The organism is Streptomyces sp. NPDC056347, from assembly GCF_042262625.1.
Lineage (GTDB): Bacteria > Actinomycetota > Actinomycetes > Streptomycetales > Streptomycetaceae > Streptomyces.
In genome coordinates this window covers 15,185-30,320 of record NZ_JBHJQP010000097.1, presented here as the reverse complement: position 1 = coordinate 30,320, position 15,136 = coordinate 15,185, and the positions used below count along the sequence as shown (strand labels likewise).

The 15,136-nt window shown below is 73.6% G+C and carries 15 protein-coding genes; 3 read left to right on the top strand and 12 right to left on the bottom strand.

The window, feature by feature from the left end:
• Position 1: 1 nt before the first annotated feature.
• The 7 genes from ACFCV8_RS22130 to ACFCV8_RS22100 form a co-directional block, all read right to left on the bottom strand.
• Positions 2-1,075 (bottom strand): LLM class flavin-dependent oxidoreductase, encoded by a 1,074-nt coding sequence (locus ACFCV8_RS22130; RefSeq protein ID WP_376687120.1) that lies wholly within the window; start codon positions 1,073-1,075, stop codon positions 2-4.
• A 4-nt stretch (positions 1,076-1,079) separates the two neighbouring features.
• Positions 1,080-1,967, bottom strand: a complete 888-nt coding sequence (locus tag ACFCV8_RS22125) for an ABC transporter substrate-binding protein (RefSeq protein ID WP_376687119.1) — start codon at positions 1,965-1,967, stop codon at positions 1,080-1,082.
• Positions 1,968-2,723 carry an ABC transporter ATP-binding protein gene (locus ACFCV8_RS22120; RefSeq protein ID WP_376687118.1) on the bottom strand — a complete coding sequence of 252 codons (756 nt, stop codon included), beginning with the start codon at positions 2,721-2,723 and terminating at the stop codon, positions 1,968-1,970.
• Positions 2,720-3,550 carry an ABC transporter permease gene (locus ACFCV8_RS22115; RefSeq protein WP_376687117.1) on the bottom strand — a complete coding sequence of 277 codons (831 nt, stop codon included), beginning with the start codon at positions 3,548-3,550 and terminating at the stop codon, positions 2,720-2,722. Before ACFCV8_RS22115 ends, ACFCV8_RS22120 begins: the two co-directional genes overlap by 4 nt.
• The gene (locus ACFCV8_RS22110; protein WP_376687116.1) at positions 3,547-4,560 is read right to left on the bottom strand and encodes an ABC transporter substrate-binding protein; all 1,014 of its coding nucleotides are present in this window, start codon (positions 4,558-4,560) and stop codon (positions 3,547-3,549) included. The genes ACFCV8_RS22115 and ACFCV8_RS22110 overlap by 4 nt, the downstream gene beginning before the upstream one ends.
• A 13-nt stretch (positions 4,561-4,573) precedes the next feature.
• Positions 4,574-5,581, bottom strand: coding sequence for an ABC transporter substrate-binding protein (locus ACFCV8_RS22105; protein WP_376687115.1), 1,008 nt, complete (start codon positions 5,579-5,581; stop codon positions 4,574-4,576).
• 177 nt (positions 5,582-5,758) lie between these two features.
• A complete protein-coding gene (locus tag ACFCV8_RS22100; RefSeq protein ID WP_376687114.1) occupies positions 5,759-5,869 on the bottom strand; it encodes a putative leader peptide in 111 nt (36 codons plus the stop codon).
• A gap of 211 nt (positions 5,870-6,080) precedes the next feature.
• Between ACFCV8_RS22100 and ACFCV8_RS22095 the strand changes: the two genes are divergently transcribed.
• Positions 6,081-6,863 (top strand): IclR family transcriptional regulator, encoded by a 783-nt coding sequence (locus ACFCV8_RS22095; protein WP_376687113.1) that lies wholly within the window; start codon positions 6,081-6,083, stop codon positions 6,861-6,863.
• A 79-nt stretch (positions 6,864-6,942) separates the two neighbouring features.
• Positions 6,943-9,231, top strand: a complete 2,289-nt coding sequence (locus tag ACFCV8_RS22090) for a DEAD/DEAH box helicase (RefSeq protein ID WP_376687112.1) — start codon at positions 6,943-6,945, stop codon at positions 9,229-9,231.
• Here ACFCV8_RS22090 and ACFCV8_RS22085 read toward each other — a convergent pair whose 3' ends face one another.
• Complete coding sequence (locus ACFCV8_RS22085) at positions 9,232-10,329, bottom strand: ABC transporter permease (RefSeq protein WP_376687111.1); 1,098 nt, start codon at positions 10,327-10,329, stop codon at positions 9,232-9,234.
• On the bottom strand, positions 10,326-11,336 hold the full coding sequence (gene ligD / locus ACFCV8_RS22080) for a non-homologous end-joining DNA ligase (RefSeq protein WP_376687122.1): 1,011 nt from the start codon (positions 11,334-11,336) through the stop codon (positions 10,326-10,328). The genes ACFCV8_RS22085 and ligD overlap by 4 nt, the downstream gene beginning before the upstream one ends.
• A 97-nt stretch (positions 11,337-11,433) precedes the next feature.
• Between ligD and ACFCV8_RS22075 the strand changes: the two genes are divergently transcribed.
• Positions 11,434-12,501 carry an ATP-dependent DNA ligase gene (locus ACFCV8_RS22075; protein ID WP_376687110.1) on the top strand — a complete coding sequence of 356 codons (1,068 nt, stop codon included), beginning with the start codon at positions 11,434-11,436 and terminating at the stop codon, positions 12,499-12,501.
• A 67-nt stretch (positions 12,502-12,568) separates the two neighbouring features.
• On the opposite strand, the gene ACFCV8_RS22070 is transcribed toward ACFCV8_RS22075, so the two are convergent.
• Genes ACFCV8_RS22070 through ACFCV8_RS22060 form a run of 3 tightly spaced genes read right to left on the bottom strand, consistent with a single transcriptional unit; the run spans position 12,569 to position 15,135 of the window.
• A complete protein-coding gene (locus ACFCV8_RS22070; protein ID WP_376687109.1) occupies positions 12,569-13,783 on the bottom strand; it encodes a lytic murein transglycosylase in 1,215 nt (404 codons plus the stop codon).
• Between the two features lie 31 nt (positions 13,784-13,814).
• Positions 13,815-14,597: a hypothetical protein gene (locus tag ACFCV8_RS22065; protein ID WP_376687108.1), complete on the bottom strand. Its 783-nt coding sequence runs from the start codon at positions 14,595-14,597 to the stop codon at positions 13,815-13,817.
• A 40-nt stretch (positions 14,598-14,637) separates the two neighbouring features.
• Entirely contained in the window at positions 14,638-15,135 is a 498-nt protein-coding gene (locus tag ACFCV8_RS22060; protein WP_376687121.1) for a nuclear transport factor 2 family protein, read from the bottom strand.
• Position 15,136 lies beyond the last annotated feature (1 nt).

Here is a 15,136-nt window from a genome sequence, read left to right as displayed (position 1 = left end):
GTCAGCGGCTCACCCCGAGGGCCGGGAGCACCGTCTCCGCCACCCGGTACGCCTCCTCCAGCAGCGGGTTGCCGGAGAGGATGAAGGTGTCGACGCCCAGCTCCTGGAACTCCTGGAGCCGTTCGACGACCTGGGCCGTGGAGCCGACGACGGCGGTGCCGGGGCCCGGCCGGAACAGACTCATTCCCGGCCAGAGGTTGGGGTGCGTCTCCAGTTCCCGGGCGCGCGCGGGGACCCTGCCGCCGTGCTGGCGGAACTGGCGCTGCCAGCCCACGCCGTCCTCCCCCGCCCCGGCGCCGAGCTGCCGGGCGTAGGTCGCCTCGCTCGTCACGTCGAGGAGCCGGTCGGCCGCCGCCCATGCCTCGCTCTCCGTGTCGCGGACGATGAGGTGCAGGCGGAGACCGATCCGCAGGGTGCGGCCGTGGGCGGCGGCCCGTGCCCTGACCCGGTCCAGCTTCTCCCGGAGCAGGTACGGGGGTTCGCCCCAGGTCAGGAAGACATCGACGTGCTGGGCGGCCATTTCGATGCCGGGGTCGGAGGAGCCGCCGAACCAGAGCGGTACGTGTGATTCCTGGACCGGTGTCAGGTCGCCGAAGGAGGCTCCGGCGTTCTTCAGGTCGTAGAAGCGGCCCTTGTGGTCGAAGACCTCGCCCGCGGTGAGCCGTTTGACGATCGACCAGTACTCGGCGCTCAGCTCGTACCGTTCGTCGTGCTCGACGTGGAGCCCGTACTCCCGGAGGGAGGCCGTCGAGCCGTTGACGACGTTGAAGCGGAGCCGACCGCCGAAGAGGTGGTCGAAACTGAGGGCCATCTTGGCGAGCAGGGTGGGTGAGACCAGGCCGGGGTGGACGGCCAGCAGCGGCTTGAACCGGGTGCTGGTGGAGGCCGCCAGCGCGCTGCCCAGCGGCCAGACGTCGTACAGGTCGGTGGCCAGGAGCGCCCCGCTGTAGCCGAGGCGTTCGACCGTGCCGGCGAGCTGGGCGAGGTAGCCGTGGTCGACCGGGCGCCTGCCTTCGGGCTCCCAGGGGTAGGCGCCTTCGCGCGGGATGATGTACCAGAGGACTTCGGTCGCCATGCCGTCACGCCGCCCGGTCCGCGCGGGCCCCGGCCCGGGCGTGTGCGACGGTGACCGCGCGGTCGACGACGCCGGTGCGGTGGAAGATGTCGGCGGCCTCCTGCTGCTCGGCGAGGAAGGCGTCGGTGACCGGTTCGATCCGCCACGGCAGGGCGGACAGCGCGCTCTCCCAGTCGTCGGCGGATCCGCCGAGGTCGGCGGCGGCGATCTCGGCGGCCTGCCGGAGGTGGGCGGCCGCCCATGCGTCGGCCCGCCGAAGGGCACGGGTGAGGGCCTCGATCACTTCGGGGCGGCTCTCGGCGAGGTCCCGGCGGGCGAAGAAGACGGAGCGGTCGGTGACGACGTCGCTGGTGCGGATCAGGGTGCGCAGGCCCCCGGCGCGGCGGGCGGCGGCCAGTTCGGCGCCCTGGGCGACCCAGGCCGCGACGGCGCCGGTGCGCAGGAGTTCCTCGCTGTTCGCGCCGGAGCGGACCGGGGTGATGTCCGTGGCGTAGGAGAGCCCGGCGTCGTCGAGGGCCTTGGCGACGAGATGGGTCTGCCAGGAGCCGACGGCGAGGTGGACGGTGGTGTCCTTGAGGTCGGCGACGGTGCGCACGGGAGAGTCCTCGGGGACCAGGACCGCGCCGTGCTCGGGGCGGGGTGCGGAGACGGCGGTGTAGACGATGTCGTGGCCGGCCGCCTGGGCGGTGATGGGCGGGGTGGATCCGGTGCCGCCGAAGTCGATGACGCCCCGGGCGAGCAGTTCGCCGGTGCGTACGCCGTCGGCGTACGGGTGGAAGACGACGCGCTCGCCGAGCGGGGCCAGTTCCTCCTGGGCCGGGCCCAGCCGGGAGAGGTGGTAGAGGTGGTAGAGGGAGGGGTTGCTGCTGTGCACTCCGATGGTGATGGTCATTCAGATCACTCCGGCTTCGGTTCGTTCGGGGGCGGTCGGCGGGTGCGGGGCGGGACGGACACCGAGGTCGTCCAGGAGGCGTCGGCGCAGGGCGCCGAAGGCGGGGTCGGACGGGTCGCGCGGGCGGTCGACGGTGACGGGTTCGTCGGTGATCAGGCGGCCCTCGCGCAGTACGGCGACCCGGTCGGCGAGGCGTACGGCCTCGTCCACGTCGTGGGTGACGAGCAGGACGGCGGGCCGGTGCTTACGGCACAGCTCCCCCACCAGGTCCTGCATCCGCAGCCTGGTCAGGGCGTCGAGCGCGGCGAACGGCTCGTCCAACAGCAGGAGTTCGGGTTCGCGTACCAGCGCGCGGGCGAGGGCGACGCGCTGGGCCTCGCCGCCGGACAGCGTGGCGGGCCAGGCGTCGGCGTGCCGTTCGAGGCCGACTTCGGCCAGCGCCCGCAGCCCGTCCGCGGCACGCCCGCGCGGCAGGGCGACGGTCACGTTGGCGAGGATCCTCTTCGAGGGGACGAGCCGGGGTTCCTGGAAGACGACAGTGCGGGCCTCGGGGACCAGCACCTCTCCTTCGTCGGCGGTGTCGAGGGCGCCGAGGATGCGCAGCAGGGTGGTCTTGCCGCTGCCGCTCGCGCCGAGCAGGGCGACGAACTCACCGCGTGCGATGTCCAGCCGGAGCCCGTCGAGCACGGCTCGGTCGCCGAAGACCCGGCGCAGTGCGCGTACGTGTACGGCGGTCGGTGGGGCCGGTTCGGTCATCGGGGGGCTCCTTGCGGGGTGCGCCAGGGCATCAGTACGCGTTCCAGGAGCCGCACGACGACGTCGGCGGTGAGCCCCAGCAGCCCGTAGACGAGGATGCAGACGGCGAGGACGTCGGTGCGGGCGTAGCTCTGTGCCTGGGACATCAGATAGCCGATGCCGGCCGTGGCGTTGATCTCCTCGGCGGCGATCAGGGCGATCACGCTGAGGGTCATGGAGAGCCGCAGCCCGGCCAGGAGCGACGGCAGCGCCCCGGGCAGGACGACCTCGCGCACCAGGGCGAGCCGCCCCATGCCGAAGCTGCGCATGGCCTCGACGAGCTTGGCGTCGGTGTCGCGCACCCCGCTGGAGGTCGAGACGTACATGGGGAAGGTGGTGGCCACGGCGATGAGGAGGATCTTGGCGGTCTCGTTGATCCCGAACCAGACCATGAACAACGGCACCAGGGAGAGGAACGGGATGGTGCGCAGGGTCTGGAGGGAGGAGTCGAGGAGTTCGTCGCCGAGCCGGGTGAATCCGGTGGTGATGCCGAGGACCAGTCCGGCGGTGAGGCCGATGAGGAGGCCGAGGCCGGAGCGGGTCAGGGAGGTGGTGAGGGCGTCGGGCAGCTGGCCGTTGCCCCACAGCTCCCCCACCGCGCGGATCACGTCGGCGGGTGAGGCGAGGACGTCGGGGGTGAGGGCGCCGGTGGCGGACGCCGCCCACCACAGGACGAGCAGGGCGACCGGGCCGAGCGCCCGGACGGTCGCGGCACGGCCGCGGGCGCGGGCCCCGCGGCGGGGCGGGCGGGGCCGGACGAGCCCCGGGGGCGGGGCGGTGGCGCTCATGAGAGTTTCTCGATGTCGAGGAGGTGGGGGGTGACGTCGATCCGGTCCTTGGTGACCTTCTGCTCGGCGTAGAAGGCGGCCACGTCCTGGAAGCGCTCGATGTCCTCGGGGCCGATGGGGTCGACCGTGCCGCCCGCGCGGGTGAACCCGGTCTGGACCTCCTCGGCCCTGCCGGTGACGGCGGTCGGCCCGACGTCGGTGAAGACATTGAGGTAGGCGGCCGGGTTCCGTTTCTCCTCGGCGCTGGCTTCGTGGAGGTAGCGGTAGAGCGCCTTGACGATCTCGGGGTGCTCCTCGGCGAAGCCGGTGCGAACGGCGTTCAGGCTGTAGTTGTCGGAGCCGATCGCGGCGCCGTCGGCGACGAAGCGGGCCTTGCCGCCGCCGATCTCCGCGACGGCGTACGTCGCCCAGACCGCCCAGGCGTCGACCTGTCCGGCGTTGAAGACGGCGGCCGTCTGGTCGGGGCGCAGATAGACCCGCTCGACCCGGTCGGCGGGGATCTTCGCCCGGGCGAGGGCCTTGAGCAGCAGATACTCGCCGGTGCCGCCCTGGTTGACGGCGACGCGCCTGCCCACCAGGTCCTTGACGGAGGTGATGGCGGAGCCGTTCTTGACGAGGATGCCCTCACCGGCCGCGTCCGGGTCGACGGCGGTGAAGAACTTGAAGCCGGGGCGCTGGGCGAGGGAAGTGATCCCGGAGGTGATGGAGCCGGTGGCGATGTCCAGCTGGCCGGCGTTCATCGCCTGGGCGGCGGGGGCGAAGGGGCCCGCGCTGCCGGTCCAGCGCACCTTGGCGCCGACCTCGGCGAGTGCCTTGTCCAGGCTGCCGTCCTTCTTCCCGAGGGCGAGGACGCCGGAGTTGCCCGGGTCGGGGATGCGGACCTCGACGGTGTCCCGGGCGCCGGGGGCGCTGTCGGTCCCGGTGGTGCCGCAGGCGGTGAGGGCGAGCAGCGTGGTGGCCGCGAGGAGGGCGGGGGCGATGGCTCTGCGGGGTGTTCGGGGGATCTTCACGGGGCGGGGGTCCTCACGGGGTCGGGGGTGTGGCGGCCGCCAGTGCGGTGGCGCGGCGCAGTGGTTCGGGGTCGGCCCAGGCGGTGATGTCGACGGGTTCGGGCAGGAAGCCGTGGGCGCGCAGGGCGGCCTCCTGTTCGGCGAGCAGGGCCAGCCGGTCCGGGGCGAGGCCGGGGCGCAGGGCGAGGTGGGTGCCCGGCCGATAGGCCCCGGCGACCCCTTCGGCGCCCGCGCCGGTCTCGGCGCCGAGGATGCGGGCGACCTCGTCGGGTTGTCCGGCGGCCCAGTCGGCGGCCCTGAGGAGGACGGCGAGGAAGCGGTCGACGAGCCCGGGGTGTTCGTCGAGGAGTTCCTGGTGGACGGTGATGGGGCGGGGGGTGCCGTTGTTGATCCGGAAGCGGTGGGCGGCCAGTTCGTCGAGTTCGACGGCGACCTCCGCGCCCTCGCGCCGGGCCGCCTCGACGGCCTGGGCGCCCTTCACGTACACGGCGTCGACCTCGCCGCGGCGCAGCGCCGCCAGTTCGGCTGCCCACTGGCCCCGGTGTCCGGCGGCGGGTACGTCGACGAGCGTGGCGTCGTCCGGGGTGAGCCCGGCGGCGGCGAGGGCTCCGTCGAAGCCGCGCAGGGCCATGGCCCGCCAGAAGTCGATGGCGACGGGGTGGGCGGGGACGGCCAGTCGCAGCCCGCGCAGGGCTTCCGGGCCGCGGATGCCGGAGCCGGGACGGACCAGGACCGTCTGCCGCTCCTCGATCCAGGTGAGGCCGACGAGCCGGGTCCGCTCGCCGCGTGAACGGGCCCACAGGGCGGGTACGTTGCCTCCCTCGCGGAACAGGCCGGGCAGGGCGTGGGTGAAGTGGGCGGCCGGGTCGGCGCCGGGGGCGGCGTCCTGGAGGGAGCGCACCGTGATGCCGTCGGGAGCGAATTCTTCGGTGAGCCAGCCGCGGTCGGCGGCGATGCCGGTCGCGGTGGGGACGGGACAGCGGGTGAACCAGAGCGTCGGAGGCAGGACGGCAGGCGTCATGGAGGTCTTCCCGAGGGGTCGGCGAAGCGGAGGGCGGGCTGCGCGCGCACCGGATCAACTCCGTGGCCGGTTCACCGGGTACGGCCGAGCGCCCCGTCGCACCGGAGCACGACAGGGGGCAGGGAGGCCACGGGGGCGCGAAGCGCGCGGAGGAGAGAGAAAGGCAGGGGTGAGGCGTCAGCGACAGGCGGCACTGGCGACCCGCGCCAGGTCGATGTGGCGGCGCAGGGTCAGGGCGAGCTGGACCGGAGCGGCGTGGACGAGTTCCGCGGTTCGGCGGCCGGTCATGGCACTGCTCCCTTCTGCTCGTCGGTGCTGACGTGCCGAGACTGCCACGCGCCGGGACCACCCCACAACTCGCTTCCCATGATGTGGGATTCGGTGTGAACGTGATGTTTCATCACCCCGTTCCACACCACTCCGGTTCCCGTAATGTGGCGAGAAATCCTCAGACCGAGCAAGCCTCGGACGCAGCCCCACGATCGGAGAGTGGACCGAGATGAGCGAGGACGCGGCCGCGCGGGTCCCCGGCGGAGCGCAGGCCGTCCGGCGCGCCCTGGACGTCCTGCACTGCTTCCACGACAACGGCCCCGACCTCGGCGCCTCCGACCTCGCCCGGCGCCTCGGACTCTCCGGCTCCACGGCGCACCGGCTGGCCCGTACGCTGCTCGACGCGGGCTTCCTGGAACAGGACGCCCGCACGTCCCGCTATCGGCTGGGTCCGGCTGTGACCGAGCTGGGCAGGCTCTCGTACCACCAGCGAGGCCTGCATCTGGCCGCGCCCGAGCTCGCCGATCTCGCCGCGCGGACCGGCGCCACCGCCGATCTGGCCCTGCGCAGCGGCCCGCACGCGGTGATCGTCGCGGGCGGTTCGGTCACCCCGAGGACGGGGCTGCGCAGGCCACTGCATTCCACCGCGCTCGGCAAGGTCCTGCTGGCCTGGGCCCGGCCCGGCGAGGGCGGACCCGCCTCGCTGCCCCCGCTGCCCGCTTTCACCGACCGCACGATCGTCGAACCGGCCGCGCTGGAGGCCGAGTTGGCGCGGGTGCGGTCGCAGGGGCACGCGGTCAACGACGGCGAGTCGGCGTACGGGGTGCGCACGCTCGCGGTCCCGGTGCTGGACGCCGCCGGTCACGCCCGCTTCGCGCTGGCGCTCCGGGCCACCCCTGCGGTGATCACCCACGAGCACGCCGAATGGTTCCTGGACCGGGCCCGGTCCTGTGCCCGGGCCCTGGAGGTGCTGCTGCTCCCTCCGGCCGAGCGCCGCCCGCCCGCGCCCTGACCGGCGGGGCTGTCGGTGCCGCGTGGCACGATAGGAGCCGTCCGGGCAGGGGCCGGGCGGCACGGACAGAGGGACGCGGATGACACAGGCCGGAGCCACGCGGGAAGAGGCGCCCACCGGGAGGGCCGCCCGGGAGCTGCTGGAGCGGGCCGACGGGCTGCTGGAGTCCGCGCGTGCCGTGCTGGGCGACCACACCGGCGCCGTCGACGCCGTGCGCGGCGCGCTGGATCCGCTGCTCGACGCGCTGGTCGGCCAGGAGCTCGCCTCGATCCCGGCGTCCCGGCTCAAGGACGTCACCGAGGGCAGGCTGCGGCTCGGCGCGATCGAGCAGGCCGGTTTCGCCACCGTGGGCCAGGTTCACGCGGCCGGCCGCTACGCGTTGCGGCAGATCCCCGGCGTCGGTGCGCAGACCGCCGATCAGGCGCTGGCGGCGGCCGGGCAGATCGCCCACGCGGTGCGGGAGACGGTCGCGGTCCGGATAGCCGTGGACGATCCGGACGAGGCGACGACCGCACTGGTCATGGCGTTGCACCGGCTGGTCGAGGCCGGGCCGGACGTCCGCCGGGCGGTGGACGCGGCGGGCCGGCTGGTGGGCCGGCTGGTCCCGTTGCTGGACGCGGCGGGACCGGCCCGGCGCCGGATGCGGATGCTGTTCACCGGGCGGCAGACCCGTTCCCGGGTGCTGGAGGCCGTCGCCGAGGCAGGCGGTGTCGTCGCCGACGCGGAGCGGCGCGAGCTGCGGACGCTGTTCGGGCAGGTCTCGGTCGATCTGCTGCGGGCCGGGGAGTCCGAGGTCGCGGCGTGGGTCGATTTCGAGGTGCGGTCCGCCGAGTACTACAGCCTGCTCGCCGAGTTGTCCGGCAGCGGCCCCGACCGGGACGCCGCCGAGGGCTTCCTGCCGTCGGGGATGGCGGACCGGGTGCGCGGGCTGCGGCTGGACGACGCCCAGTTGCGGGTCTCGCTGCGCGGCTACCAGTCGTTCGGGGCCCGGTTCGCTCTCGCGCAGAAGCGGGTGATCCTCGGGGACGAGATGGGGCTCGGCAAGACGGTCCAGGCCATCGCCGCGCTCGCGCACCTCTCGGCGCACGGCGAGACGCATTTCCTGGTGGTCTGCCCGGCCAGTGTGCTGATCAACTGGGCGCGGGAGATCCGCGCCCGCTCCACCCTGCGCACCCTGCCGGTGCACGGTCCCGAGCGGCAATCCGCCTTCGAGGCGTGGCGCGAGGACGGCGGGGTCGCCCTCACCACCTTCGACGCCCTGCACACCCTGCCCGACGCGGCGGAGTGCGGGCTGCGGCCCGGCATGCTGGTGGTCGACGAGGCCCATTACGTCAAGAATCCCGCCACCCGCCGCTCCCGGGCGGTCTCCGGCTGGACGCAGCACACCGAGCGGGTGCTGTTCCTGACCGGGACACCCATGGAGAACAGGGTCGAGGAGTTCCGCAGCCTGGTCCGTCACCTCCAGCCGGAGCTCGCCCCCTCGATACACACGACGCACGGGGCCGCCGGCTCGCTCGCCTTCCGCCGGGCGGTGGCCCCGGCCTATCTGCGGCGCAATCAGGCGGACGTGCTGACCGAGCTGCCCGCGGTGGTGCAGGTCGACGAGTGGGAGGAGTTCAGCCCGGAGGATCTGGACGTCTACCGCGAGGCGGTGCGGGCGGGGCAGTTCATGCGGATGCGCCGTGCCGCGTACGCCCGTCCGGCCACGTCGGCGAAGCTGAACCGGTTGCGGGAGCTGGTGGCCGAGGCCGCGGACAGCGGGGCGAAGGTCGTGGTGTTTTCGTACTTCCGTGACGTGCTCGACACGGTCGGACAGGTGCTGGACCCGCCGGTGTTCGGCCCGCTCTCGGGGCGGCTCGCGGCTGCCGGACGGCAGCGCCTGATCGACGACTTCGGCGCGGTGGACGGTCATGCCGTGCTGCTCAGCCAGATCCAGGCGGGCGGCGTCGGGCTGAACATGCAGGCGGCCTCGGTCGTCATCCTCTGCGAGCCGCAGATCAAGCCGACCATGGAGCACCAGGCGGTGGCCCGCGCCCACCGGATGGGGCAGATACGCACGGTCCGGGTGCACCGGCTCCTCGCGGTCGACAGCGTCGACCAGCGGATGCTCGACATCCTGGCCCGCAAGGAACGGCTGTTCGACCTGTACGCGCGGCGCAGCGATGTCGCCGAGACGACCCCGGACGCGGTGGACGTGTCGGACGGGGCGCTGGCCCGGCGCATCGTGGAGGAGGAGCAGCTGCGCCTGGTGAACGGAGCGGCCCCCGGGGCATCCGGGACGCCCGGGACACCGCAGGCGCCCGAGACGCCCGAGACACCGCAGGCGCCCGGGACGCCCGAGACACCACAGGGCGGCACGGCGGGCTGATCAGGTGGCCGTGGCCGCGTGCTGGGGCATGCGGTCGCGGCCCCCGGGGTGCCGGTGGCGCCACACCCAGAACACCGTGCAGGAGACCAGCGCCCAGACCGCCAGCACCACGAACGGGTAGAGCCGCTGATGCCCCTGGTAGTAGACGGCGCTGTGCTGGGCGTTGACGGACGCACCGGGCGGCAGCCAGCGCCCGATGTATCCGAGCGGGGAGGGCAGCAGCGGCCAGGAGACCGCCCCGCCGGACGACGGGTTGCCCAGCAGCACCATGACGCCCCAGGTCGGGATCATCGCCCAGCGCCCCATCAGGGTGTTGAACATGGTGAAGACCATGCCGGTGGTGAACATGGTGAACGCCAGGATCAGCCAGGACTCGACGAACGGCAGGTCCACCGCGCCCAGCAGCCAGTCCACCACCGCGGCGATCACGAATCCGCCGAGCAGGGAGTAGGCGACGGTGAAGGCGATCCGTTCCAGCGGGATCAGCGTGCGGGCGTGCACGCTCAGCTGGATCGCGCCGACAAAGCCGACGATGACGGCGGCCAGCGAGATGTAGAAGAGGGCCAGGCCGTGCGGGTCGCCCGGCTGGAGCGGTTTGATGTCCCGTACCGTGACCGGCTCCCCCAGCTGTCCGGCCACCTTCACCGCGGACTCCGAGAGCAGTTGGGCGACGGTGGCGCCGGAGGCCCCCGCGACGTCCAGCGACACCCCGTGACCGGTGTCCTGCATGATCGCGAAGACCTCCTGCTCCTCCACGGCGTGGCGGGCCTTCGCCCGGGTCGCGAAGACATGGACGTCGAGCGAGGCGTCGAGCGCCTGGTCCATCCCGGCGACGAACTTCTCCCCGCCCTGCGCCGCGGGCCCTTCGACCACCGCGACCGGAATCCGGTGCGGGGTCGGGTTGGCCATCGCGTACGTGTAGGAGCCCGCGAAGAGTCCGGCGGCCGCGGCGAGGATGAACACCAGGACGGTGGCGGGGAAGTACGGCGACTTCTTGTACGCGGCCCACTTCTCGGCCCGGCTCAGCGGTCTGCCGTGCGCCCCGTGCCGGGTGGCGGGTTCCGGGCCGGCGGCCGGCTCCGGGTCCGGGGCGCTCATCCGGCGGGGTCCTCGTCGTGCCGGGCCCGGCTCGGCTGCACACGTTTCGGCTCGCCCGGCATCTTCGGGTACTCCGGCGGATAGGGCAGATCGCCCAGCCCGCGCTCCCGTTCGTCGCGGTCCGCGAGCTCCAGCAGGGCGTCCAGCGAGAAGGCGTGCTCGTCCATGTCCGCGTGCACGTCACCGACGTCCGCGTAACGCTTGGGCATGGTCCGGATGTCGAAGTCGTGCGGCTCGGCGTCGTCGATCTCCTCCCAGCGCAGCGGGGCGGAGACCGGGGCGTGGGGGCGGGGGCGCACCGAGTAGGCGGAGGCGATGGTGCGGTCGCGGGCGGTCTGGTTGAAGTCGACGAAGATCCGTTCGCCGCGTTCCTCCTTCCACCAGGCCGTGGTGACCCGCTCGGGCATCCGCCGTTCCAGTTCCCGGCCGGCGGCGATGGCGGCCCGTCTGACCTCGGTGAACGTCCACCGCGGCGCGATCGGCACGAAGACGTGCAGGCCCCGGCCGCCGGAGGTCTTGGGCCAGCCGCGCAGCCCGTGGTCGTCGAGCACGGACCGCAGTTCGTGGGCGGCGCGCACCGCGTCGGCGTAGTCCGTGCCGGGCTGCGGGTCGAGGTCGACGCGGAGTTCGTCGGGATGGTCGGTGTCGCCGCGGCGGACCGGCCAGGGGTGGAAGGTAAGGGTGCCGAGGTTGGCCGCCCAGAGTACGGCGCCGAGTCCGGCGGGGCAGATCTCCTCGGCGGTGCGGCCGCTGGGAAAGGCGATGCGTGCGGTGGGAATCCAGTCGGGCAGGTTCTTCGGGGCCCGCTTCTGGTAGAAGAACTCGCCCTCGATCCCGTCCACGAAGCGCTGGAGGGTGGTGGGGCGGTCGCGCAGGGCACGGGTGATGCCGGGGCCCACGGCCAGGAAGTACTCGGCCACGTCCCTCTTGGTGTAGCCCTTCTCCGGAAAGTAGATCTTGTCCGGACTGGAGAGCCGCACGGTCCGCCCGTCGGCGTCCAGTTCCACTGCCTTCACCGCTGCGCCCATGACGGTCACGGTAGGCCGGGCTCACCCATGCCGCATATCGGGAGACATCGGGCACCGCCTGCGTGAGAATCGGGCCATGGACCTGCCGGTGATGCCGCCCGTGAAGCCGATGCTCGCCAAGTCCGTGGCCACAATCCCGCCCGGTATGCAGTACGAGGCCAAGTGGGACGGCTTCCGGGCGATCGTGCACCGGGACGGCGACGAGGTGGTGATCGGCAGCCGCACCGGCAAGCCGCTGACCCGGTACTTCCCCGAGCTGGTCACCGCCGTACGGGACAGTCTGCCGCCGCGCTGTGTGATCGACGGCGAGATCGTGGTCGCGCACGACGGGCGGCTGGACTTCGACCGGCTCAGCGAGCGCATCCACCCGGCGGCGTCCCGGGTCCGGCTGCTGGCCGAGCACACCCCGGCCCGCCTGATCGCCTTCGACGTACTGGCGGTGGGCGACGATTCGCTGCTCTCCACCCCGCAGTCCGACCGGCGCGCCGTGCTCGTGGCGGCCCTGTCCGGGGCCGCTCCCCCGGTCCATCTGGCCCCGGCGACCACGGACCGGGACCTCGCCCAGGAGTGGTTCGAGCGGTACGAGGGCGCCGGGCTCGACGGGGTGGTGGCCAAACCGCTCGACCTGCCGTACCGCCCGGACACCCGGGTGATGTACAAGATCAAGCACGAGCGGACCGCCGACTGCGTGGTGGCCGGATACCGCCTGCACAAGAGCGGCCCGGTCGTCGGCTCGCTGCTGCTCGGGCTGTACGACGACGCGGGCGTCCTCCAGCACGTCGGGGTCTGCTCGGCGTTCCCGATGAGACGGCGGGCGGAGCTGGTCGCCGAACTGGAGCCGCTGCGCACCGGGTTCGCCGGTCATCCATGGGCGGCCTGGGAGGATGCCGGGGCGCACGAGCACGCCCGGCTGCCCGGGGCACCGAGCCGCTGGTCGGGGAGGAAGGACCAGTCGTGGGTGGCGCTGCGCCCCGAGCGGGTCTGCGAGGTGGCGTACGAGCACATGGAGGGCGACCGGTTCCGGCACACCGCCCGCTTCCGCCGGTGGCGGCCGGACCGCACCCCTTCCGGCTGCACCTACGCACAGCTGGAGGAGGTGGTGCGGTACGACCTGGCCGAGGTGCTGTCGGCCGGTGACGGCTGAGAGGCGTTCGGGCCGCCTTCGGCCGGATGGCGGGGACGCGCCGGGACAGGGCGGCCCCCGGTCGAGGTCAGCCGGCGGTCTCCGGGCCGGTCGGCGTGGCGCACGGGTCGTCGGTCGCCGTCGGGTCGGGCTCGGGCACGGTGGGTCCGGCCGGGTCCGTGGGGTCGGGGGTCGCCGGGTCCGTCGGGCAGGTGGGGGTGGGTTCCGGGGTGCCCGGGTCGGGGCTCTCGCCGGGGTCCGGGCTCGCCGAGCCGGGGTCGGTGGGGTCGGGCGAGCCGCTGCCCGGATCGGTGGGCTCCGGGGAGCCGGGGGCCGACGGGGAGGTGGTCGGTGATCCGGAGGGCCGCGGGGTGGCCGAGCCGGAGGGCCGTGGCGATCCGGAGGGCTGCGGGCCGACGACGATGCCGCCGCCTTCCGGGACGCCCGGGCCGCCGACCGGGTGCTTCGGCTTGTTCGGGCCGCCCGCGCCGGGGCTCTTGGGGACGGTGCCCCTGCCGTCGGCCACCGGGTGGATGCCCTTGCGGTAGAACTCCAGCCAGGACAGCACGGTGCGCAGATAGGTGTCCGAGTGGTTGTAGCTGAGGATCGCGCGGTCCAGGTCGGCCTTGACCGTCAGATCGCGCGGCCCGGCGCAGAGGTAGTACCCGGCGGCGAGCGCGGCGTCGAAGACGTTGTTCGGATCGCGGCGGCCGTCGCCGTTGCCGTCCTTGCCCCAGTGGGCCCAGGTCGAGGGGATGAACTGCATCGGGCCGACCGCCCGGTCATGGGTGCGGTCACCGTCGTACACGCCGTTGTCGGTGTCCGGGATGTTGGCGAAGCCCTGGCCGTCGAGGACCGGCCCGAGGATCGGGGTGAGGGTGGTGCCCTGCGCGTCCACCCGGCCCCCGCCCGCCTGGCCGGACTCGACCTTGCCGATCGCCGCGAGCAGCTGCCAGGGCAGCCGGCAGCCCGGGTCGGTCCGCGCGAGGGTGCTCTCGGCCTTGCGGTAGGCGGCGAGCACGGTGGCCGGGATGCCCGCCTCGGCCCACGACCGGGCGGCGACCGGGCTCTGCTTCGCCCCGGGCTTCGGCGGCTTCGGCGACTCCAGCGGCGGGAGTTCGGTGTGGTACGAGTCGTCGTTGGGCACGTGCGTCCACGTGACCTCGTCGGCCTCCCGGCGATTCTCCGGCCTCGCCTCGTGGCTGACGAGTCCCGGTGCCTGGGACGCCGTGAGCGCGGCCATCGCGGCGACCGCGACGGCCGTGCCGCCGAGTCCGCGGGCCGTCGTGCCGTTGAACCTCATGCGTGCTCCCCTTTTCCCCCGGGTCACCGGGTCAGCGGGTGAACGTGTCGATGGAGGAGATCCGCCAGGTGGAGCCGCGACGGACCGCGTCCACGGCGAACATGGCCGCCGCGTAGGTCGTCTCGTCGGACGCGCCGGTGCGGGTGTTGCTCTGGTCGGCGAAGATCAGCAGCCGGGCCCGGTCGCCGTCCAGCAGTTCCACCCCGCTGTCGGTGACGGTCGTGGTCAGCACCAGCTTCTGCTTCTGCCCCTGGGCCCGGACCTGGGCCAGCATGTCCTTGTGCTGCTGCACCGCCTTGCCGACCAGGTGGCCGGCGGCCGCCTGGTCGGACCGGCCGGGCGAGGCGTAGTTGTACGAGAACACCGCGCCGACGGCGTCGGCGATCTGGCCCTTCACCTCGCTGGTGCGGGCGATGTCGGTGAGGGCGGTGTTCTGCCGGGACGGGTCGTCGCGCAGGTCGTTCGCCGAGCCGAACGCCCAGGCGGCGAAGGCTCCGAGCAGCACGGTGAGGGCGCAGAGCGCGGCGGGCAGCCGGTCCCGCAGGCCGGTGGTACGCGGCGCCTTCCGCTCCCGGGCCCCGTCCGGTCCGTCGGCGGCTCCGGCGTCCCGGCCGTCGGCGTCGGCCGCTTCGGCGGCTCCGGCGTCCCTGCCGTCGGCTGCTTCGGCGTCCTCGCCGACGGGGACATCCCGCGCGTCGGGGGCTTCGTCCGGCTCGCCAGGGGCGGCGGGCCGGCGCTCCGGGGCCGCGGCGCGTTCCGCCGCGACGGTGGCCAGGCGGCGCTGACGGTTGACGAGGTGACGGGTCGTCGACATGTCCGGGGTCCTCTCGGTGGCGGGGTGGGGTTCGGTGGCGTCAGCCGGCGGTGTTGCCGACGGGTGCCTGGCCGAGGGCGCTGAGCTTCCACCCCTCGGAGGTCCGGGTGAGCTTGCCGAGCATCCGGCTCTCCTTCACCGCGGGCTTGCCCTTCGGCGCGGTCACCGTGACCCGCAGCGCCACCATGACCCCGGCCTTCCCCGCCCGGTCGTCGAGTTCGGTCACCGCCCCGGAGAGGATCCGGGCCGTGCTGACCGTCTTCGCCTCCTGGATCTGCTTGACGAACGCGGACCGCCCGTCGACGAGTTGCTGGTGCAGGTCGCCGGTGGTGGAGTCCTCCCAGCTGTCGAGCCCCTTCTCCAGCTCGCGGTGGTCGAGGGTGTTCATGTTCTGCACGGCCTGTTCCCCCGCCGCCAGCGCCTCGTCACGGGCCTGCGCGTAGGCCGCCGAATCGTCGTGCGCGGCGCCGTACCAGGACACCCCGCCCCAGGCCGCCGCACCGGTCGCCGCGATGGTCAGTACGACCGCCGCCGCCATC

What these genes read in the sequence shown, in the direction of transcription:
- ACFCV8_RS22130 (WP_376687120.1), bottom strand. Translation starts at nt 1,075, where the DNA reads ATGGCGACCGAAGTCCTCTGGTACATCATCCCGCGCGAAGGCGCCTAC.
- ACFCV8_RS22125 (WP_376687119.1), bottom strand. Translation starts at nt 1,967, where the DNA reads ATGACCATCACCATCGGAGTGCACAGCAGCAACCCCTCCCTCTACCAC.
- ACFCV8_RS22120 (WP_376687118.1), bottom strand. Translation starts at nt 2,723, where the DNA reads ATGACCGAACCGGCCCCACCGACCGCCGTACACGTACGCGCACTGCGC.
- ACFCV8_RS22115 (WP_376687117.1), bottom strand. Translation starts at nt 3,550, where the DNA reads ATGAGCGCCACCGCCCCGCCCCCGGGGCTCGTCCGGCCCCGCCCGCCC.
- ACFCV8_RS22105 (WP_376687115.1), bottom strand. Translation starts at nt 5,581, where the DNA reads ATGACGCCTGCCGTCCTGCCTCCGACGCTCTGGTTCACCCGCTGTCCC.
- ACFCV8_RS22100 (WP_376687114.1), bottom strand. Translation starts at nt 5,869, where the DNA reads ATGACCGGCCGCCGAACCGCGGAACTCGTCCACGCCGCTCCGGTCCAG.
- ACFCV8_RS22095 (WP_376687113.1), top strand. Translation starts at nt 6,081, where the DNA reads ATGAGCGAGGACGCGGCCGCGCGGGTCCCCGGCGGAGCGCAGGCCGTC.
- ACFCV8_RS22090 (WP_376687112.1), top strand. Translation starts at nt 6,943, where the DNA reads ATGACACAGGCCGGAGCCACGCGGGAAGAGGCGCCCACCGGGAGGGCC.
- ACFCV8_RS22085 (WP_376687111.1), bottom strand. Translation starts at nt 10,329, where the DNA reads ATGAGCGCCCCGGACCCGGAGCCGGCCGCCGGCCCGGAACCCGCCACC.
- ACFCV8_RS22075 (WP_376687110.1), top strand. Translation starts at nt 11,434, where the DNA reads ATGGACCTGCCGGTGATGCCGCCCGTGAAGCCGATGCTCGCCAAGTCC.
- ACFCV8_RS22070 (WP_376687109.1), bottom strand. Translation starts at nt 13,783, where the DNA reads ATGAGGTTCAACGGCACGACGGCCCGCGGACTCGGCGGCACGGCCGTC.
- ACFCV8_RS22065 (WP_376687108.1), bottom strand. Translation starts at nt 14,597, where the DNA reads ATGTCGACGACCCGTCACCTCGTCAACCGTCAGCGCCGCCTGGCCACC.
- ACFCV8_RS22060 (WP_376687121.1), bottom strand. Translation starts at nt 15,135, where the DNA reads ATGGCGGCGGCGGTCGTACTGACCATCGCGGCGACCGGTGCGGCGGCC.